The sequence below is a fragment of the Bradyrhizobium sp. USDA 4504 genome (assembly GCF_054063995.1).
In genome coordinates, this window is record NZ_JBSSGV010000001.1 from 4,303,884 (window position 1) to 4,323,931 (window position 20,048).

Annotated in this window: 18 protein-coding genes and 2 pseudogenes; 8 read left to right on the forward strand and 12 right to left on the reverse strand. The window is 61.2% G+C overall.

Annotation, left to right across the window (positions count from 1 at the left end; genetic code table 11):
* Positions 1–814: 814 nt before the first annotated feature.
* Complete coding sequence (locus tag ACVMB1_RS20180; RefSeq protein ID WP_456849959.1) at positions 815–952, reverse strand: hypothetical protein; 138 nt, start codon at positions 950–952, stop codon at positions 815–817.
* Between ACVMB1_RS20180 and ACVMB1_RS20185 the strand changes: the two genes are divergently transcribed.
* From ACVMB1_RS20185 to ACVMB1_RS20200, 4 genes are all read left to right on the forward strand, one after another.
* Positions 914–1,132, forward strand: coding sequence for a hypothetical protein (locus ACVMB1_RS20185; RefSeq protein WP_456849917.1), 219 nt, complete (start codon positions 914–916; stop codon positions 1,130–1,132). The genes ACVMB1_RS20180 and ACVMB1_RS20185 overlap by 39 nt on opposite strands.
* A complete protein-coding gene (locus ACVMB1_RS20190; protein ID WP_456849131.1) occupies positions 1,062–2,153 on the forward strand; it encodes an IS5 family transposase in 1,092 nt (363 codons plus the stop codon). Before ACVMB1_RS20185 ends, ACVMB1_RS20190 begins: the two co-directional genes overlap by 71 nt.
* Positions 2,153–2,497 carry a hypothetical protein gene (locus tag ACVMB1_RS20195; RefSeq protein WP_310885792.1) on the forward strand — a complete coding sequence of 115 codons (345 nt, stop codon included), beginning with the start codon at positions 2,153–2,155 and terminating at the stop codon, positions 2,495–2,497. The genes ACVMB1_RS20190 and ACVMB1_RS20195 overlap by 1 nt, the downstream gene beginning before the upstream one ends.
* Positions 2,498–2,964: 467 nt before the next feature.
* Entirely contained in the window at positions 2,965–3,114 is a 150-nt protein-coding gene (locus ACVMB1_RS20200) for a hypothetical protein (protein WP_456849134.1), read from the forward strand.
* Between the two features lie 4 nt (positions 3,115–3,118).
* Here the strand turns inward: ACVMB1_RS20200 and ACVMB1_RS20205 are convergent, their stop codons facing one another.
* The 3 genes from ACVMB1_RS20205 to ACVMB1_RS20215 form a co-directional block, all read right to left on the reverse strand.
* Entirely contained in the window at positions 3,119–4,429 is a 1,311-nt protein-coding gene (locus tag ACVMB1_RS20205) for an HlyD family type I secretion periplasmic adaptor subunit (RefSeq protein WP_253609939.1), read from the reverse strand.
* Positions 4,430–4,437: 8 nt separating this feature from the next.
* Entirely contained in the window at positions 4,438–6,354 is a 1,917-nt protein-coding gene (locus ACVMB1_RS20210) for a type I secretion system permease/ATPase (protein WP_310885760.1), read from the reverse strand.
* A gap of 88 nt (positions 6,355–6,442) precedes the next feature.
* Positions 6,443–9,430: a DUF5801 repeats-in-toxin domain-containing protein gene (locus tag ACVMB1_RS20215; protein WP_456849136.1), complete on the reverse strand. Its 2,988-nt coding sequence runs from the start codon at positions 9,428–9,430 to the stop codon at positions 6,443–6,445.
* 696 nt (positions 9,431–10,126) lie between these two features.
* Between ACVMB1_RS20215 and ACVMB1_RS20220 the strand changes: the two are divergent.
* From ACVMB1_RS20220 to ACVMB1_RS20230, 3 genes and pseudogenes are all read left to right on the forward strand, one after another.
* Positions 10,127–10,384, forward strand: a pseudogene (locus ACVMB1_RS20220) (IS110 family transposase); the annotation flags it as partial.
* A 43-nt stretch (positions 10,385–10,427) separates the two neighbouring features.
* Positions 10,428–10,559 (forward strand): hypothetical protein, encoded by a 132-nt coding sequence (locus tag ACVMB1_RS20225; RefSeq protein ID WP_256528152.1) that lies wholly within the window; start codon positions 10,428–10,430, stop codon positions 10,557–10,559.
* A gap of 163 nt (positions 10,560–10,722) precedes the next feature.
* Positions 10,723–11,010: a hypothetical protein gene (locus ACVMB1_RS20230; RefSeq protein WP_141341754.1), complete on the forward strand. Its 288-nt coding sequence runs from the start codon at positions 10,723–10,725 to the stop codon at positions 11,008–11,010.
* A 932-nt stretch (positions 11,011–11,942) separates the two neighbouring features.
* Here the strand turns inward: ACVMB1_RS20230 and rpoH are convergent.
* The 7 genes from rpoH to groES all read right to left on the reverse strand — a co-directional run bounded on the left by rpoH (position 11,943) and on the right by groES (position 17,150).
* Positions 11,943–12,869, reverse strand: coding sequence for an RNA polymerase sigma factor RpoH (gene rpoH, locus ACVMB1_RS20235; RefSeq protein ID WP_076828143.1), 927 nt, complete (start codon positions 12,867–12,869; stop codon positions 11,943–11,945).
* Positions 12,870–12,947: 78 nt separating this feature from the next.
* Complete coding sequence (locus ACVMB1_RS20240; RefSeq protein WP_200844541.1) at positions 12,948–13,457, reverse strand: hypothetical protein; 510 nt, start codon at positions 13,455–13,457, stop codon at positions 12,948–12,950.
* 15 nt (positions 13,458–13,472) lie between these two features.
* Complete coding sequence (locus ACVMB1_RS20245) at positions 13,473–13,793, reverse strand: hypothetical protein (RefSeq protein ID WP_456849138.1); 321 nt, start codon at positions 13,791–13,793, stop codon at positions 13,473–13,475.
* Between the two features lie 70 nt (positions 13,794–13,863).
* Positions 13,864–14,319 (reverse strand): small heat shock protein HspD, encoded by a 456-nt coding sequence (hspD, locus tag ACVMB1_RS20250; RefSeq protein WP_018272795.1) that lies wholly within the window; start codon positions 14,317–14,319, stop codon positions 13,864–13,866.
* Positions 14,320–14,641: 322 nt separating this feature from the next.
* Positions 14,642–14,968 (reverse strand): hypothetical protein, encoded by a 327-nt coding sequence (locus ACVMB1_RS20255; RefSeq protein ID WP_456849140.1) that lies wholly within the window; start codon positions 14,966–14,968, stop codon positions 14,642–14,644.
* A gap of 201 nt (positions 14,969–15,169) precedes the next feature.
* Positions 15,170–16,792 (reverse strand): chaperonin GroEL, encoded by a 1,623-nt coding sequence (gene groL, locus ACVMB1_RS20260; RefSeq protein ID WP_057018175.1) that lies wholly within the window; start codon positions 16,790–16,792, stop codon positions 15,170–15,172.
* A 43-nt stretch (positions 16,793–16,835) separates the two neighbouring features.
* Positions 16,836–17,150 (reverse strand): co-chaperone GroES, encoded by a 315-nt coding sequence (gene groES / locus ACVMB1_RS20265; protein ID WP_076828150.1) that lies wholly within the window; start codon positions 17,148–17,150, stop codon positions 16,836–16,838.
* A gap of 236 nt (positions 17,151–17,386) precedes the next feature.
* Here groES and ACVMB1_RS20270 point away from each other — a divergent pair, with 236 nt between their 5' ends.
* On the forward strand, positions 17,387–18,484 hold the full coding sequence (locus ACVMB1_RS20270) for a trypsin-like peptidase domain-containing protein (RefSeq protein WP_253639340.1): 1,098 nt from the start codon (positions 17,387–17,389) through the stop codon (positions 18,482–18,484).
* 94 nt (positions 18,485–18,578) lie between these two features.
* Here the strand turns inward: ACVMB1_RS20270 and ACVMB1_RS20275 are convergent.
* Positions 18,579–19,922, reverse strand: a pseudogene (locus ACVMB1_RS20275) (transposase).
* Positions 19,923–20,048: the final 126 nt, after the last annotated feature.

Consider the following 20,048-nt stretch of genomic DNA (forward strand, 5'->3'; position numbering starts at 1 on the left):
TCGTGGGATCTATGCTTGCCTTGTATGCAAGCCGGCGTCGTTCGATCATCCTGGAGGCGTGCTGCTGATTGCTGGCCTTAGCTGCATTGGCGCGGGGCTCCCGCGTGTTTGACACTTCGCAGACTGGAGCGCGCCGCGCTCAAGCCATCGGATATGCCTTCGTGGCCTGGGCCCGAGCGCTAGATGCTCTGGGAATTCCGATGTAGCTATTTCTTTGACGCAGGACCATATTTCGCAATCCGAACAACTGGCGAGCGTCGCAGCTCTGACGCCGAAGGCGGTTGACTTGCTAAATCTTCAAAAGAGGATTTCCGCTGTCCGGTTCGTTAGGATCGCGGTGTCACTCGATGGCTGCGAGGCGGATACCTTCGACGAGAAGCACATAACCGTCAGGCCGCATCCACGGTCGCTTTTCCGGCCAACGCTCAAGCTGCTCCAGCGACTGGGCGCGCCTCGTCAAACGCCCAGGATAAGCGGCGCGGCAATGCATTGGAAGGTAACTACATAACCCGGATGCAGGCGAGCAGCTTGGCGCATTGCCTGCAGCGCAGGCCCGTGGAAGGAACTGCAAGAGCCCACGCCAGATCAACCAAGGCCACATCAGCAGATCGTGCGGGCTGGCACGGATCGCCTGCTACAATCTTTCGAGTGCTCTCTCGATATCCGCCGCCCCTCAGCAACCTCTTTACTTTCCGCGCGTGGAACAAAAACATCGGCAGGAGAAACGGGCCTCAGCGAGGATACCGAGCTTGCCGCCTTCCCCGGATTCCTACGGACGCGTTAACCACTTGCTGTTCGCAGCCTAAGCAACTCGTTAACAGGGAGGTGCGATTATGCGGTCTTTGAGCGGAGAAATAGTGAAATGCCCAAGGGCATGGTCAAGCTGTTTAAGGAAGACAAAGGCTTCGGATTCATAAAGCCGGATACCGGTGGGGAAGATATCTTCTTCCATGTCACGTCCCTTCTGCCTGGAGTAACACCTAGCAGGCTGTTGAAAAAAGGCGGTCGCCGCCGACCGAGGATCATGATTCATTGGCTCCGACGAGATTCGGAGATGGTGCGTGCGCGGCGGCGACAATCGAACGGGCGAGCTGTTCAGCTACGTCGACCTGGAAGCAAGGGTGCGGCGTGATCATCCGCTGCGAGGGATCCGGACGATCGTGAACGAGGCGCTGGCGGCGCTGGAGCACGAGTTCGCCGCCCTTTATTCGCCGATTGGACGGCCGTCGATCCCGCCGGAGAAGCTGCTGCGGGCGATGCTGTTGCAGGCGTTTTATTCGATCCGCTCGGAGCGACTTCTGATGGAGCGGTTGGAATATGATTTGCTGTTCCGCTGGTTCGTCGGAATCGGCGTCGACGATGCAGCCTGGGACCATTCGGTATTCTCGAAGAACCGCGACCGGCTTCTGGAAGGCGACATCGCGGCGAAGTTCCTTGCGGCGGTGCTGGCGCAGCCCAGGGTGAAGAAGCTTCTGTCGAGCGATCACTTCTCGGTCGACGGCACGCTGATCGAGGCCTGGGCCTCGATGAAGAGCGTCAAACCGAAGGATAGCTCCGGCGAGCCGCCGGCCCAAGGCGGCGGGCGCAATGCTGAAGCGAACTTCCATGGCCAGAAGCGCTCCAACGACACCCATGCTTCGACCACCGATCCGGAGGCCAGGCTCTACCGCAAGTGGAAAGGCAAGGAGACGAAGCTGTGCTTCATCGGGCACGGGCTGATGGAGAACCGCCACGGCTTGCTGGTCGACGCCTGCCTGACGCAGGCCGGTGGGCACGCCGAACGGGTGGCCGCGCTGCACATGATCGAGCCTCGTGCCGATCGACCGACAGCGATCACGCTTGGTGCCGACAAAGCCTACGATGCAGAAGACTTCGTCAACGAGCTGCGCTCGATGAACGTGACGCCGCATGTTGCGCAGAATACCGGCGGCCGTAGCTCTGCGATCGACGGGCGTACGACCCGGCACGGCGGTTATGCTGTCAGCCAGCGCATCCGCAAGCGGATTGAGGAGGCATTCGGCTGGATCAAGACGGTCGCCGGGCAAGAGAAGACCAGATTCCGTGGCCGTGATCGGGTCGGATGGGCCTTTACCTTCGCTGCGGCCGCCTACAATCTGGTGCGGCTGCCCAAGTTGATCGCGGAGACCGGTTGATGTCCAAGGTGCCCGGCTTTGCCAAGGCCTTTGCCGGCCGCTGGCGCATCGTCGAAATGGACAACTGGGACAGCGACTTCCTCGATCTTGTCGGAGAGGCGCATCTCACCTTCCGTGGCAAGTCCGATGGCGAAATAGCGTTTGGGGCTCTCAAGGGCTTCCTGGATGCTCGCTACGGCACCCGCGACGGATCGGCCTGCGCCGAGTTCTCATGGGAGGGGCACGACGAGAATGATCCGTCCTGTGGTCGCGGATGGGCCATGATCGGCACTGCGGGCAGGCTCGTTGGCCACTTCTACATCCACAATGGCGACGATTCAGCCTTCGTTTGCGAACGCGGCTGAGTTCTTCAACGGCCTGCTAGGCCAGGTGATCGTGTTACTTTCGAACTCGGGGTTGATCGAAGAACCGGACGTAGCCGGGCCGACAAGGTTATGATGGGCTAAGACCCTCACTCCAATGCGAACAACCGATCTGCGCAAAAATCGAAAGTCTCTACCAAAACTTGCCGTACCCATTTCACGACTCGGGGATGCGCACCCTTCTCTCCCATGAGTGCGCATGGGCAGCCCCGCCCGCACAAGACATTGATTTCATTTCGGATAACACGCCCCTAAAAACGCAAGATTTGGCAGTTCGGACCACATCAAGCTGACGATCGGCTGTCCTCCGAACGCGCAATGAGGCCGCGCCAGCGAAGTCGCGCGGTGAGCCCGTCAAGAGGGACGGGTTTGAAGTTCGGTCACTCAGCGTCGCTCGAATCGTGACTGATCACGAGTTCATAACCCGGCAGGGTCTGCCGGCTGACGACATGGCGCAGGTCGTACGCAAACTGTTTGAGCAGCGAGAGCAGCCATTCTTCGTCGGCGACTGCTATTCTTGGCGGCTGGGTGGACCGGTCGTGGCCGAGACATTTCCGCAGTTCGCGCAGAAGCCGGTCGAGGTGAAGCAGGGTTCGTGAGCCGCTAGCGCTCGCGCCAGGCGCGCATCAGCTGATCGGAGAACGGCTTGAAGAGGTAAGACATCACTGTGCGCTGCCCGGTCTGAATAAAGGCTTCGACTGGCATGCCCGCGATCAGCTTCACGTCGCCGAGGCGGGCCATCTCCGCCTCCGTCACCGCAATGCGCGTGACATAGAAGCTGGTTCCAGTCTTTTGGTCGTTCGTGACATCAGCGGACACGTGGTTCACTTCACCGTTGAGCTGCGGCGTGGTCCGCTGGTTGAAGGCGGTGAAGCGCAGCAGCACCGGCTGGCCGACCGATACGCGATCGATCTCATGCGGGGCGATGCGCACTTCGACGACCAGCAGGTCGTGGGCGGGGACGATCAGCATGATCGGCTCGCCGGCGGTGACGACGCCGCCTATCGTGTGCAGCGCGAGCTGCTGCACGGTGCCGTCCTGCGGCGCCCGGATATCGATGCGCTTGAGCTGATCCTCGGCGGCCACCCGCTTCTCGACCAGCTCCGAGGTCTTCGCGCGAATCTCGGCAAGCTCCTTTCCCACCTCGGTGCGGAGATCCTGATCGACCTGAATGATTTGCAGCGCGGTCTCGGTGATCCGGCCCCTCGCTTCGGCGATGGAGGCGACCAGAGCGCCGCGTTCGCCGTGCAGGCGCACCGCATCGCGCTCAAGTGTGGTCACGCGCGTGATCTGGACCAGGTTCTTGCGCCACAGATCGCGCACGCCGACGAGCTCCTGGTCGACAAACCTCGTCTCGCCGTCTTTCGCGGCGATCTGCTCTTCCAAACCGCCGATCTGCTCTCGCAATTGGCCGATGCGCTCGTTGAGCTGGGCCTTCTTGCCTGCTCGGGCGGTGCCGCGCAGCTCGAACAGCTTGTGCTCGCCGACGAGCACGCGCGCCACGTCCGTGTCGGAGATACGCGCGATAAGGTCCGCCGGAAAGTCGACGCGCTTTTGGTCGTCGCGCTCCGCCTCGAGCCGGGCCTGGCGCGCCGCTAGCTCGTCGAGGCTCTTGAGAATGACCAGAAGGTTGGCCCGCGTCACCGTCTCGTCGAGGCGCAGCAGCACGTCTCCAGCCTTCACCCTCGAGCCCTCTCGGACATTGAGTTCGCCCACCACGCCGCCAGTCGGGTGCTGCACCTTCTTGCTGTAGCTGTCGACCACCAGCGTACCTGCGCCGATGACGGCGCCCGCGAGTTCCGTCGTGGCAGCCCAGCCGCCGACGGCGCCGGCGAGAAGGATGACACCCACCAGTCCCGCGCCGAGGTGCCGGCGGATCGAGAGCGGCACGACGTTGACCGGCTCGCGGTTCATGGGCTCGTTCATGGGCTCGCTCCCTCGCTCACGACCTTGAGCGGTACCGGAGCCGGCCGCGGCTGCATCATCTTGGCCAGCAGCGCATCCTTCGGCCCGAGCGCCTGCACACGTCCCTGCGACATCACCATCAACTGGTCGACGCCGGAAAGCGCGCTGGTTCGGTGCGCGACGACGATGACAATGCCGCCGCGTGCGCGCACGCCCATGATGGCTTGCGTCAGGGCCTGGTCGCCCTCCATGTCCAGGTTGGAGTTGGGCTCATCGAGAACCACCAGGAACGGATCGCGGTATAGCGCACGGGCGAGCGCGATGCGCTGGCGCTGCCCGGCCGAGAGCGCCGCTCCAGCCTCGCCGATCTGCGTGTCGTAGCCATCAGGCAGTTGCAGGATTGTTTCATGCACACCGGCCGCTGTCGCGGCGGCGATGGTCGCCGGCACGTCGGGTTCGGGATCAAATCGGGCGATGTTCTGGGCCACCGTGCCGGCGAACAGCTCGACATCCTGTGGCAGATAGCCGATGTGCCTGCCGAGTGCTTCCGAATTCCATTGTTCGAGGGCGGCACCGTCGAGCCGCACCTTGCCGCTTGCCGGTGTCCACACACCGACGATGGCGCGCACCAGCGATGATTTACCCGACGCACTCGGGCCGACAATCCCTAGCCCTTGTCCGGGCTTTAGCGTGAAGGAAACCTCGAGCACCACCGCGCGCCGATCGCCCGGCGGCGCCACGGAGATGGTCTCGACCGCGAGGCCCTTGCACGGCGGCGGCAGCGGAGTCTTCTCCGACTCGTCCGGGAGCTGCGCCCAGTATTGCTGCAGACGTTTCCAGCTCTGCCGGGCGGCGACCAGGCTTTTCCAGTGCGCGATGGCGAGCTCGACCGGAGCGAGCGCGCGCGACGTGAGGATGGCGCCGGCAATGATGATCCCGCCACTCGCCTCCTGTCGGATGACCAGATAGCCACCGACGCCGAGCACCGCCGATTGCAAGGCCATGCGCAGCACCTTGGAGGCGGAGCCGAAGCCGCCGGCGATGTCGGCGGCGCGCCTCTGGCTGGCCATGTAACCGTCGTTGGCCGCCGCCCAACGCGCGGCGAGGCGCCCACGCATGCCCATGGCGTGCAACACCTCGGCATTGCGGCGGCTGGCCTCGGCCAGGGCATTGCGCTGTGCTACCCGCCCGGTGATGTCCCTGGCGTGCGCACGCGTCAGCCGATCGGTGACTAGCGTCAGCAAAACGAGCAGCAGCGCGCCGATCAACGCGGTGAGCCCCAGCAGCGGGTGGAACAGGTAACAGATTGTGAGATAGAACGGGATCCACGGCAGGTCGAACAACGCGGTCGGCCCGAGCCCCGAGAGATAGCTGCGGACCTGATCGAGGTCGCGCATCGGCTGCAGCCCGTCGCCGCTGATGCGCGCCCGCAGCGGCCAGCGGGCAACAATGTCATAAGCTCGCTCCGAGAATGCGCGATCGAGCCAGTCGCCGATGCGGATCAGGATGCGCCCGCGCAAGATGTCAAGGAATGCATGGAAGAGGTAGAGGCCGCAGGCCAGGACGACGAGGCCGACGAGCGTCGGCACGCTGTGGCTCGGCACCACGCGGTCATAGACTTCCAGCATGAAGAATGAACTGGTGAGATATAGCACGTTCAGCATGGCCGTGATCAAGCCGATGCCGATCAGCACGCCGCGGCAGGCCCGGAGCAGCGACGGAAGATCGTGTGCGGTCGGTGACCCGTCGTGATCGCCGGCGGGAGCAGGCCGCGCGCGCCCCCGCCGCCTTCGCGCCAGCCGGAGAAGGATGATTGCCGCCACGATAGGCAGCGCCGCGCGGAGCATGAAATCGCGCGGCCCGTCGAGAGCCGGGCCGAACCAGGCTTGCGCGTTGGCGGCGACTTGAGACCAGCACTCCGAGAGAATGTCCAACACGCGTATCGATTCCTAGGGGCTCTCGACCTCAAGAGACTTTGGCGCGGAGGCGCATCCATGTCGGATGCGTCTCCGCGCGACGGAACTAGGCCAACGGCCAGTGGCTCACGGTCGTCGAGTCCGGGTTGTCCACCAGCACGTTGAAGGTGGCCTTGGCCGTATCGCCATCCGCGTCGGTGTTGACGATCCGGAACTGGATGTCCTGATCGTTCACCGGGGCGGCCACCTGGGTGGTGAAGTTGATGATGCGGACACCCGCATTGGTGTCGACCGGGGTGAAGAAGAACCGGATGTAGCCGGTCGAGAATGTTTCTCCGGCGGCATCGTGATTGCTGCCGGGCACGATAGTATTGCCCAAGTCCGCAACGGTGACGTGGACGTTGCCTTGCTTGAGACCGCTGATGGTTGGGTTCTCGTAGTCGATCAAATCGCCGGCGGAGTTGAACAGCCAATACTCCGCCTTGATGCTGGTGACGTTGCCGATTCCCGCCACGTCGAAGGCCAGGTTCTTGAGGTTGAGGCCGCTGCCTTCATTGAAGAAGAAGCCCTCGTTCATGTTGATCTGCGACGCCTGCCCGTTCTTCACCCCGAAGCCGATATTGTCGGGGTTGAGGTCGTCGGCCGGGTTCGAGGTGCCGAGATCCGCGGTCAGCAACTGGGCCTGGGTTTGCAGTCCGAGGGCACCTGTATCGGCGGCGGGGAACAGCAGTCCGTTGAAGACGATGTTGTGGCCGCCGCTGGTGCTGACATTGAGCGTCTCGACCGGGCTCCCCGACTTGATGGCGCTGAAGTTGAGCGTCTCCGGCGGGTTGGCGAGCGTCTGCAGCACCGTGAAGGTGTAACCTGTGTCGGATACGCTCAGCTGGTAGACACCGTTGCCGCCGGAATCCTTGTAGGTCAGGACTGTATGATCGGTGTTGTATGACTGCGTGAGCCCGGTGATGGCAGCGGCGGCATCGATCGTGACCTTGGCCCCGTCGGCGCCGTCGGGTGACGTGAACGAGTCCGATCCCGAGGAGCCGGCAGTGAAGCCGACGGCCGGATGCTGGGCGTCCTGCCCGGAGAGGCTCTGCACCCCGCTGAGGCTTGGACCATCGTCGAGCAGCTGGAACTTGTTTCCGATGTTGGCCGCCGCGGCGGCGCTCGTGTCACCGTCCTTGTCGGTGGCAGTGGCCGAGAGCGTGATCAGGTCCGCGGCCATGCTGGCGCTGGCTTCGGAACTGTCGCCGACCGCCCCATCAGTGCTGGTGGTGTCGGCGGTCGCTTCCTTGACGGCCCGAAACTCCGAGAACGTGACGGTTCCTGCCGAATCGACGTGAACACCGAAAACGAGATCACCACCTGAGCTCGTCTTGCCGATAACGTCCCCGGTGACGATGTTGTGGCTGGGGTCGTTGGCACTCGCAATACTGAGCAGAACAGCCTGTCCCGACACGGAATCGACCAGCCCGGAATCGACGTTGGCGGACTTGACGCCGAGCGTGTAGCCGCCGACGGCTCCAGCCCCGTCGGCGCCGTAATTGGGTGTGAACAGGCCGCTGAAGCTGCCGGACGTGGTGGTGTTCGCTGCATTGGGGGCGGAGCCGGCCGCGAGATAACTCTCGTCGAGTTGCAACGCCGTGGCGGTGCCGTTCGCCAGCAGGGTCGGACCGTCGTCCTCGAACAACAGGTTGCCGCCGACGCCGGTATGCGCAGTGTCGCTCGTCGAGTTCGAGACGCTGAACGCGAAATTGCCGGCGTCGAAGCTGACATTGGATCCGCTGCCGCTGGTCGGCTGGGCATTGCCGACCACGAAGCGATCCATGTGGCTGGATTGCGCGACCTGGAAGTCGACGGTGTAGTTCTTTTTCAGGCCATCGATGAAGTACGATCCGTCGCCCGCGGCCGTAACGGTGATGCCTGTCGTGACCAACTGTGTCTTCGCGAGGTCGGAATACACCTTGATCGTGTTGCCGAGGATCGGGACCAGCGTCTGGTCGTTGCCGGCCAAGCCGCTGCTGCCGATGCTGGTGGTCGAGACAAGATTGCCAGCCTGAAGATCACTCGTTTCGTTGAAGGCATATATGTGCACTTTGACGGTGGTGTTCGCGTTCCCGGGGTTCACCTGGGTCAACGAAAAGCTCGCCTCCGTCACCGAGGCCACATGCGTGCTGTAGCCGAGCTTCGTCAGATCATGCACGTCTGGATTTGTCAGGGGGAAGTCGGGGTAGTTCACGTGATTGACGACATCGACGCGCACCGCCTCTCCGGGGTTCAGCGCCTGCGAATTGTTGCCGAGGCCCTGTGTGCTGACGGTCACTTTCGAGCCCGGCGCCAAGCCGGTGATGAGCATGTCGGGATCGCTGGTGTCCGCCGCGGCGGTCGCGGTCTGCTCGATGGCCGACCAGTCGTCAGATCCGGACGGCACGTGGCTGAAATCGCCGAAGTTGACGGTTGTCGTCGTGGTAAAGAAGGCCTTCACATCGACGAGGCCGGAAAGGTTAAGCGTATCGGCGTCGTCGATCCCGCTGGTGTTGGTGTGCTTCAGCGCCTCGTACTGGATGGTCCAGACGTTGCCGCCTGTCACGTTGCCGGAGGTGATGGTCTCGTCCAGCACGATAGCGAAGGCGACGGTGCCTGTGGAACTGGCTTGCCAGGTCTGGCCACCGTCCGACGTTGTGCCCTCGCGCCCGAGCAGGATGTGGCTGTTGGAATCGGTGTAGAGGAAGATCTGCGCGCCGTCGCCGGTGGCGAAAATCTGGGTCGGCGTGCCGTTGGTGATCGTCCCCCCCGTGGAGTTCGAGAATTGCAGGTCGGTGACGGTGGTCGTGCCGAGCTGGATGAAATCGGTGCCGGCACTGCCGATCGTCCGCGCCGCAGCTTGCGGAAACACCACGCTCGTATCACCCGACTCTTCGCCGGTGGAGCCAGCCACAATGCCCAGACTGGTCTTGAGAGCCGCGCTCATGTTCGCAAGCAGGAAAGACCAGGCAACTTCGTTGTCGGGCCCCGCCTGAACACCCGTGTCATTGTCAGTGCCGCTGGTCTGCAAGCTCGCGGCTTCGTCGATGATGAGATTGCCATTGATGGTCAATACTGGTGCCATGATTTCCTCCCTTCGAAAGGCGGCGCTCGTTCGTACCTTCTTCGGAACAGGCGGTCGCCGCCCCGGGCTCGCAATCGCCCAACGGTTTCGCTGCAAAACAATGCGCAATCCAAGCGTCAGCTCTTCGGCGATCTGTGGCGCTCGCCGGGAGGGGACGTCAGTTTCTGGAAGTCCATTAAGATGGGACGCAGCGGAAGCCTGTCGTTACTTCGCGCACGCCCCTCCAACGCTGCCTGAATGATCAGACGCGGAGAGAAGTACCTGCAATCGAATGATCAGATGTTTTTGCACGCTATTCTCCCTCGATCTGCTGCAAATTGCTGCGAACGCAAGTGGAGAAGCAAACACCGTCCAACAAATTTCGAGGCCATGCCTCCCAATGGAACTTTGCCAGTAAAGGAGTGAGAAAATTCAAGGTAAAGGGTGAAGAAGCAGTACCACCTATGGGGTAACGCGCATCCCGCACACCTATTTTGATAGGACTGACAATATCGCCCTTTACGTGTGGACACGGCGGGGATGCTGCCAAGAGCGTGCGGACAAGCCGGCGCGATGATCATGCAAGAAGTGCTCTGGAAGCTGGGCCGGAAGGTCAGCTCCTAACGCTGGACGACTCCTCCACAGGCACGAGAGTGCCAAGGAGTGGGCGCCGTTTGAGGTTCCCACGATTCGGACTAGCAGCCTATGCAGTCAATTTCGACGATCGGTCTGGATATCGCGAAGTCGGTCTTCCAAGTGCACGGCGTTGATGCAGCCGGCCAGGTGGTCATACGCCGACAGTTGAAGCGCCGGCACGTCCTGGCATTTTTCCAGAAGCTGCCGCCACGCCTGGTGGGGATCGAGGCTTGCGCATCATTGCATCATTGGTCACGCGAGCTGCGGACGATGGGGCATGCGGTGCGGTTGATGGCTCAGGCCTATGTGAAGCCCTACGTCAAGCGGCAGAGCCTTTCGCTCGATCCGGGACCGGGTAGTAAGACGGCATGTGATCGAAGCCGTCGAGGCGATGGCGGATCGCCGCGAGGCTCCCGACGACAATGCCGACACGGTGAACATCGCGGACAACCAAGATCGCGCCACCATCCGGCCAGAACGCGGCCATGAAGGCGAACAATGATCGCGATGTCAGCAGCGGCGAGGCAGCGCGATCTCGGCCTGGTTGACCCCTATCCCCAAGGTCGAGATCGCACCTTCGTAATGCCAGGATCAGTTGTCGTACCATTCACTGGAATTCCCCGCGTGTTCTTTGCGTCGCTCGAGGCTGAAACGGCGGTGGCGGCATGAGTATGTTTCTTGTTTTCGGACATGCCTTCAGCGCGTCCATTGAGCCGAAGATCGTGCATCTTCTGCACGATCGCGAGGCCTTTAAGAAGGCATTCGTGGCTGGGTTTGAGGAGGCAGCTGCTGCCGGATTTGATGCCGTGGATAAATTGCCGGTCGTGCTCGATGACACGCTGATCAGAACAACCTTCCAAGTGCTGGAAGATAAGTTCAATCGATCAAACGACACATCGGAGCGGCGTAAAATCGTCGCCGAAATACTAAATCTGGCAGAGTTGGCAAAATGATCGCCCCTCGACATCGAATTGCGCGCCCTCTTGCTGCCCGAATCGGAGCCGCTCATGGCGCGGCCGGAAACTCACACTTCGGCATGTCCTGACGGCCCGGCCCACCCCAGAGCTACCCCAAGGCCGGGCCGCTTTTTTCTAATTTTCAGCAGGAATATTACAGCGCATTGGGGGCGCACGACTTCGCCCACCGATCATATCCCATCTCAAAGCTAATGTTGCCGCGGAGCGCAGCCGACCAACAGTGGTGTCGGGCTGGACCATTTCCGCTATTCACGACTTAGGGAATACGCCAGCGCGGAGCGCAAGTCCCTGATGCTTCTCCGCCAACTCCGAATATCAGGGACCGCGTAGTTTGCGCCGGTTTGCGGAAACGGCTTGGTATGATCCAAACGATTTAGCAATCTACGGCTTCAGAGCACTGCTCATGCTCTCTCTGCTTGAGGGATGAGTTGAATTTTCCGAGCGACGACTGAGCATTGTTGCTGCGTCCGGCAAGACCTTTGTCAGTACCGCTGTTTCTCACACTATCGGCGTCTATCAGGCGGGACCACGGGCCACGGCTGGGACCTTGGTTAGAAAAAACGAGTTGGGCTTCAAGAGGGGTCTAAGAAAAATTCTGGGTTCGATGCAGAAATTTCTGCGTCGGGCGCTTACCAAGCACCTAGAAGAGGGAGCCCCACCACGGTGCGCCCCGAATCCCTATTTTTGAAATGCGTGGGAGCGCTTCAGGCGGCGTCGCGAATCTCCGTGTCTTCGGCGAACGAGCTGGCGTCAGCACACGCGTCTTCTGATGCCTTTGTAGTTGATGACGTTGAACGCAGGCGAGCAGTTTCAAATGCGGAGATATGTCGTGCCGCGCAGTTGGCTCCTGCCGCGGCCATGCTGTTCGCGCCATCAGACAAAGAATGAATGGCGTTAGCATCGTACAGTCAAGCGCCTGAGCCGAAAGTGTGCTTACCGTTCCTTCGAATGTTGTCTGGACTTTTCAGACAGGCTCCTCCTGCCAGCATCGCGGACTGTACCTTTTCAAATGACCGTTGCTCGATTTGGCGGACACGCTCGCGCGATATTTCGTACTCCAAGGCGAGCGCTTCGAGCTTCGGGGGATCTTCACTCAAATAGCGTGCTGTGAAGATATGCCTTTCACGGGGGCTTAGCTTCTCAATGGCTGCTGTCAATGCTTGGCGCCGTTGAGCCAGTTCCTGGTGCTCGGCCAACGTCACGTCATGAGTAGGCGACGGATCTACCAGTCGTTCGAGGGCATCGCCGACGTCGCCGGCATCGTTGTGTCGTAAATTCAGGGACAGGTCGCCACGCAGGCGACGGTCCATATTCACGACTTCACGTTCGGGTACCTTGAGGTGAGTGGCGATCGTCTTGACCTGTTCTGGCCTCAGATCCCCGTCCTCCAAGGCGGCGATCGCACTCTTCGATTGCCTCAGTTTGAAGAATAACTTCTTCTGGGCAGCGTCCGCCGTGATCTTCACCAGCGACCAGGAGCGAAGAACAAAATCCTGGATCGTTGCCTTGATCCACCACATGGCATAGGTGGAAAGGCGGATGCCCCGCTCCGGATCGAATCGCCGCACGGCCTGCATCAGGCCGACATTGCCCTCGGAAATGATATCGGCAATGGGTAGGCCATAACCTCGATATCGCATGGCGATTTTCGCAACCAGCCGCAGGTGGCTTGTCACCAGGCGATAAGCCGCTTCACGATCGCCGTGGTTTCGCCATCGCCGACCAAGGGTGGTCTCTTCCTCCTGAGTGAGAATCGGAAATTGTCTAATTTCCGTTAAATACTTCGTCAGCCCGGTGCCGAGCGACGGCAATTTCTGAGAGACAGTTTGAGACATTTCCCCCTCGCAGCGCTCAACAAATTCCCGCCTCTGCCGCGCTCGTCAGAGTCGCGGCAGAGCAACAAAAGCATCGGTCTACAGGGCGGGACTATCGTCCGCCTCATGGCTGCCAAAACGTCGGCCTTTTCGGTTGGAACCATCGGTCCTTCGATCCGAATCGGACTCCAGAAGGCACAGGGCATCCACGATGTCGTCGAAGCTCACGGCTCCATCGATTGTCTGGTTCAATTCTGGATCGTCTTTCACGGCGCAAGCATCCGCGGCCCAAAGCGATAGAATGGCCCGTTTCTCGTACGATGTGAGGTCGAAATCTTCGACAACGTCCATTGGATGAGCGAACGCCTCGGCTGGATGCAGCAGCCCGGCCATCTCCAGGTTCGTTGTTCGTCGGCGATCCGTCTGCAGCGAGAGGCGATCGGGAAACGTCTCGTGCAAAAGAGCCTCCACGGAACGCTGCTCTTCGCTCATCCGGCGTGCGATATACGCTCGCTCCAGGTCCGACAGCCGCGTCTCGAGGAGCCTGCGGTAGCGCCGAATATTGGCGCAATGGGCACGCAGGCGTTCAAGATTTCCCTCGATCATCATTCGTCCCCTTCCGGCTCAGGCGGCCAAGGCACGCTCGGTTGAGCGCAACCGACAAGGCTTTCCACCCGGAGGATTCCGGGGTCCGCCGTCGAGTTCGCACAGGGCCTCGAGGATTTCGTCGATCGATACGGGCTTCTTCAGTCCGGCGGGCGAGCGGACCGACGGGCATGATGTTATCGCCGATGCGTCGGACGCCCAGGATGCCAGAATTGCCCGCTTCTCGGCCGTCGTCAGGCCGGCGTGGCACACGACATCCCTGGGATGTTCGAAAGCGGTGCCGGGATGCAGGAGCGCGTTGAAGTCAAACACGTTGTCGTCAGCGGTCGTCGGCCGCATGGTATCCTCCTTTGCATTGACGACGAGCGGCAGCCGCGCGAAGCCTCGCGCGGCGCCGGTCGGAGCCTGCTTAGGCTGCCTTGGCTTCCAATTTCTGGACATTGTCGGCCGATACGCCGTTGATTGCGATACGGCGCGGCTTCATGGCTTCCGGAATTTCCCGGACCAGCTCGATCTTGAGTAAGCCGTTGTCGAATGCGGCGCTCTTGACCTGAACGTAATCCGCCAGGTTGAACTGCCGCTTGAAGCTGCGGGTGGAGATGCCGCGATAGAGAAAATCGCGCTCAGCCTTCTCCGACTTGCTGCCCTCAATGGTGATCACGTTCTGTTCGGCCGTGATCGCGATCTCGTTGGGCGCAAAACCTGCAACCGCCAACGAAATCTGGTAGCGGTCCTCAGACAGCCGTTCGATATTGTAGGGCGGATAGTTGTCCTCGCCGGCCCGCTGGGCCATTTCGGCGAGGTCAAAAAGGCGATCGAAGCCAATGGTCGAACGCCACAGGGGCGAGAAATCATAAGTGCGCATAGCCAAATCCTCCAAAGAGCAAGATGGTTACGAGCGGCACCGGACACGACCGGTGCCCGTCTCAACGGCCGGACCCCTGAGGCGCCCGGACACCACCGTTCGGTGGCGACAAAAAAATTAGCAAAGTCGTTTTTGGTTTCAAGAGGGGGCCAAAAATTTTTTAGGGCTTTTGGTCCCCAGTAACCTGACCTGACGTCCGTTTCGTTAACAAGCGAGTTATGCACCCGGGCCCGCAATTCGGACAGCGCGGTTGAGGCGCAGGTTCGCCGTCCTCGAGCGCCAGGGAAGCTGCGTGACCCATGGACGGGCCGCGCGTGGAGCATTAGCTCACTTGGGGTGCAGTCCCTTCCAGGTCGGACGGAAGACGAAGGACGTTGGGTTCATTGCTGTCTGGCAACAGCAGCGTGTCCATCTTGAACAGCGGCGGGCTCCGTTTGCAGCTCATCCACTGCATCGAATCCAGATAGGGGATGGGCGGAAGCGGCAGAAGGTGGTTCGCGCGCTCGGGGATCTGCCTTGGGGGACCGTCCAGGCCCCAGGCACCCGCCGGGAGCAGCATTGCCGCATAAGCGAACGCGCCCGCAATCATCATTCGGGCCCGGCGGGCTGAAGTCTCAGCACGAGCGGAAAGGGTATCATTTCCTGTCATCTCATCCTCCTAATTTCGGCAAGCCGATCCAAGCGATGGTGAGAAGGCTGAGGGCGAACACGAGCCAATGCGTTACAGCCGCCCCGCCTTTGGGTGGTGGAGATTGCATGCGCCTGCTCATCTGAAGCTCCTTGGTGCTACCGTTGCTTTCTCGTGGTGGATCGGATGAGCCCGGCCGTCGCCGACCGGGCTCAGGGTTGATCAGAAGTCCATGGACGGCGCGGCAGGCGCCGTCTCCGCCTTCTTCGGCTTGTCGGCCACCAGGGCCTCCGTCGTGATGAGCAAGGCGGCGACTGAAGCCGCGTCCTGCAGCGCGGTGCGGACGACCTTGGCAGGATCGATCACGCCCGCTTTGACCATGTCCTGGTACTCTCCCGTGGCTGCGTTGAAGCCCCAATTGTAGTCGGCGTTCTCGAGCAGCTTGCCGACGACGAGCGAGCCGTCTTCACCGGCGTTCTGGACGATCTGCCGGGCAGGAACCTGGATGGCGCGACGCACGATATCGATGCCGGCCTTCTGATCTGCATTAGAAGCTTTGAGACCATCGAGCGCCTTCAACGCGCGCAGGAGCGCCACGCCGCCTCCGGGCAGGATACCCTCCTCGACCGCGGCGCGCGTTGCGTGCATTGCATCGTCGACGCGATCCTTTTTCTCCTTGACTTCGACCTCGGTGGCACCGCCGACGCGGATCACGGCGACGCCGCCAGCGAGTTTCGCCAAACGCTCCTGGAGTTTCTCGCGATCGTAGTCGGAGGTAGTCTCCTCGATCTGCGCCTTGATCTGGGTGACGCGGGCCTCGATGTCCTTCTTGGCGCCTGCGCCGTTGACGATGGTCGTGTTCTCCTTGTCGATGACGACCTTCGTGGCGCGCCCGAGCATGTTGAGGGTTACGTTCTCGAGCTTGATTCCGAGATCCTCCGATATCGCCGTTCCGCCGCTGAGGATCGCAATGTCCTCGAGCATGGCCTTGCGGCGGTCGCCGAACCCGGGCGCCTTGACGGCTGCCACTTTCAAGCCACCGCGGAGCCGATTGACGACAAGAGTCGCGAGTGCTTCGCCCTCGACGTCCTCGGCGACGATGAGCAGTGGCTTGCCCGACTGCACCACCGCCTCCAGCAGCGGCAGCATGGTCTGGAGCCCGGAGAGCTTTTTCTCGTGGATCAAGATGTAGGGATCCTCGAGCTCGACCCGCATCTTCTCTGCGTTGGTCACGAAGTAAGGCGAGACATAACCGCGATCGAACTGCATGCCTTCGACTACTTCGAGCTCGGTATCGAGGCTCTTTGCTTCCTCCACGGTGATCACGCCCTCATTGCCGACCTTCTGCATGGCATCGGCAAGGAAACGGCCGATCTCGGTGTCGCCGTTGGCGGAAATGGTGCCGATCTGCGCGATTTCCTCGTTGGAGGTGACCTTCTTGGCATGCACCTGCAGGTCCTTGACGATGACTTCAACCGCTAGATCGATACCGCGCTTGAGGTCCATCGGGTTCATGCCGGCGGCGACCGATTTTGCGCCTTCCTTGACGATGGCTTGGGCTAGCACGGTCGCCGTCGTGGTACCGTCACCGGCGAGGTCGTTTGTCTTCGAGGCGACTTCGCGCACCATCTGTGCGCCCATGTTCTCGAACTTGTCTTCGAGCTCGATTTCCTTGGCAACAGTGACGCCATCCTTGGTGATGCGCGGGGCGCCGAAGGATTTTTCGATGACGACGTTGCGTCCCTTGGGACCAAGCGTCACCTTGACCGCATTGGCGAGCGTATCGACGCCGCGCAGCATCCGCTCGCGGGCCTCAGTTGAGAATTTCACGTCTTTGGCAGCCATATTATCTGCTCCTTTCTCGAATGACTGTCAGCTTCCAGCTTGCTCAAGCGGCCTTCTTGAGCGAGCCGGCTTTGTCGACCACGCCCAGAAGATCGCTTTCCTTCATGATGAGGTAGTCCTGGCCGTCGATTTTCACTTCGGTGCCAGACCACTTGCCGAAAAGCACGCGGTCGCCGGGACCAACGTCGAGCGGCACCAATTGTCCTTGCTCATTCCGACCGCCAGGGCCCGCGGCGACGATTTCGCCTTCCTGCGGTTTCTCCTTTGCGGTGTCGGGAATGATGATGCCGCCAGCGGTCTTTTCTTCGGCATCAATGCGGCGCACGAGCACGCGGTCGTGCAATGGACGGAAATGCATGCACATCCTCCTGATTAGGTCAGCGATGTCAAAAATCCGGGTCCGGAAACCGGCCCCCGGGCGGAAGCGACTTAGGTAACGGACAAAATCCGTTCAAGAGCTTCTAAGAAAATTTTGGCGGCTCATCCGAACGATGCACTGAGGGCTCTTGAACAGTCGACTTGAGCCAACCAGTTAATCGCCGCCACCGCCCCGGAGGACGGGGCGATAAACGCGTGTGCTACCGGAGAGAAATGATGCGATACTTGCGTGGGCTTGCGCGACTCGGGCTCGGCTCGACGCTGGCATTAACTCTTTCCGGACCGCCAGTTCTCGCCCAAATTCCAGACGTTAACACCGGCCGCGTGCCAACCCTTGCGCCGTTGGTCAAGGAGGTGACGCCGAGCGTCGTCAACATCTCGGTGCAGGGACGCGTGCGCGAGGACAATCCGCTGTACCAGGATCCGTTTTTCCGGGAGTTCTTCGACGTTCCGAAGCAGCTGGAGAAGGAAATCAACGCCACCGGATCGGGCGTGATTGTCGACGCCCAGCGCGGCTATGTATTGACGGCAAACCACGTTGTTGCCAACGCGACCGCGGTGCAAATCAGAACCAAGGATGGCCGAAAGTTTGCCGGTCGCGTGGTCGGCCGCGATGCGCCGACCGATATCGCGCTACTACAGGTCAAGGGGCCCGTCGGATTGAAAGCCATCGCGCTGGGCGACAGCGACGCGCTTCAGGTCGGCGACTTCGTCATTGCGGTGGGCAATCCCTTCGGCCTGGGCCAGACCGTCACGTCAGGCCTTGTCAGCGCGCTCGGGCGCACCGGCCTTGGTAAGCACGGCTATGAAGACTTCATCCAGACTGATGCTGCGATCAACCCCGGCAACTCCGGTGGCGGCTTGATCAATCTGCGCGGCGAACTCGTTGGCATCAACACGGCGATCATCTCTCCGGGAGGCGGCAATGTGGGAATTGGCTTTGCGGTACCCATCAGCATGGCCCGCAAGGTGATGGAGCAGCTCGCGCAGACAGGGCGGGTCGAGCGTGGCCGCATCGGCGTTGCGCTGGAGGATCTCGAGGCGCCCGCTGCGGGTGTGACGCAGGGTGCCCGTGTCAAGGAGGTCAGCCCCGGCTCGCCCGCAGAGCGCGCGGGCCTTCGCCGAGGCGACATCATTCTGAAGGCCAACGAAATCCCGATCCGCAGCGCCACGCAAATGCGCAACCTCATCGGGCTGAGCGCGGTCGGTCAGCAAGTGCGGCTGACTATTGAGCGAGAGCGCGCCACAGAGAGCGTCACGGTCGAGGTCGCACCGTTGGCCGAGCCCAAGCCGAGAGGCCGCGGGCCGGGGTGACGAATGTCTGCATATGGTCGATTCCGTTGAAAAAGGCTGGCAGTATTTCGTTTTAGTAGCTCCGCCGCGACGTGGCCGAACTGCTCTACCGACCCTATGCGAGCCTCCGGGTGGGCATCGGGATCAGCTTGGCCATCTTTCGAAGGTTTGTGGGCGGTGGCTGCGAGGATGAACTCGTCGCGCGCGCCGTTTGGACCTCGCAAACGCAAACGGTCGAGCTTGAGAATGCGCTTGAGGTGCGCGAACAACGTCTCGATTTTCTTGCGGAGCCGGCGCGAGGTGCCTCCCTCCCACGATCTCGCGATCTGGCGCGCCATGTCGCGAGCGCCCTCATAGATTGAGCGCGGCACTCTCCGTGAAGCCTGTTTGGGGCAACACCGAGCCTTCAATGCGCATCGATCACAATCGCGCTTGCTGGCGAGGTAAAGCATGGTGGCACCATCATTCACCAACGTTCCCGTCGTGGTAAGAACTTTGCCACCAGGGCAACGATAGATGTCCCCAGCATGGTCATAGGTGAAGTCTTCGCGCGAGAAGATCCCGTCTGTGCGGGGCCGACTTGTCGAAGACTGTAACGTGCGGCTTGATGCCGTGCTCATAGACTAGCCAGGCGAGCATCTCGGCCGAGCCATAGCCGCTGTCGCCGAGGAGCCGGCTCGGATAGAGATCAAAGCGCTCCAGCGAGCGCTCAATCATGCGCTTAGCGGTCAATATCTCCGCCTGCCGGATTGCCGTCGTTGCCTCAACATCGACGATGATCGCGTTCTCGATGTCGACCAGGTAGTTCGTCGAATAGGAGAAAAACGCTTGGCCGCCGTGCGCCCCGTCCAGCGCGCCGCCGGATCGGAGAGCGATATGAACTTCGGGGTGACCTCGGTCGCGGCTCCGAAAGCTGCATAGCCAGACGCTCATCGATTGCTCGACCGGCAGCATGCGGCAGAAGTCCCTTATCGCCTTCGATCCCCTTCTGCCGATTGGCATCGGCCTTGATCAGGCTCGCATCAACTGCAAATCCTTCACCGCCGACCAGTCGCTCCTCGATGCAGCGGCACAAGACGCTCTCGAACACGTGACGGAAGAGGTCGCTCTCCCGGAAGCGGCCATGCCTGTTCTTGGAGAATGTCGAGTGATCCGGCACCGCCCCATCCAGACCGAGCCGGCAGAACCACCGATAGGCCAGATTGAGGTGGACCTCATCGCACAGCCGCCGCTCCGATCGGATCCCGAAGCAGTAACCGATCAAGAGTATCCGGATCATCAGCTCGGGATCGATCGAAGGTCGGCCGATGCTGCTGTAGAAAGGCGCCAGCTCCTGCCTGACCCGTTCAAGGTTGACAAACCTGTCGATCGACCGGAGCAAGTGGTCGGCGAGGATATGCCTTTCGAGCGAGAACTCATAGAACAACGCAGCCTGGTCGAGTTGCCGATGTCCCATCATGATCTTCAGTCCTGCCAATTAGACAGACTGAATCACTGATACCTCTGCGTCGCAACAGCCGCCATTTTCAACAGAATCGGCCATAAGCAAAAGTTGTAGCGGCGAGAGCAGCGAAGCTCGATTGGC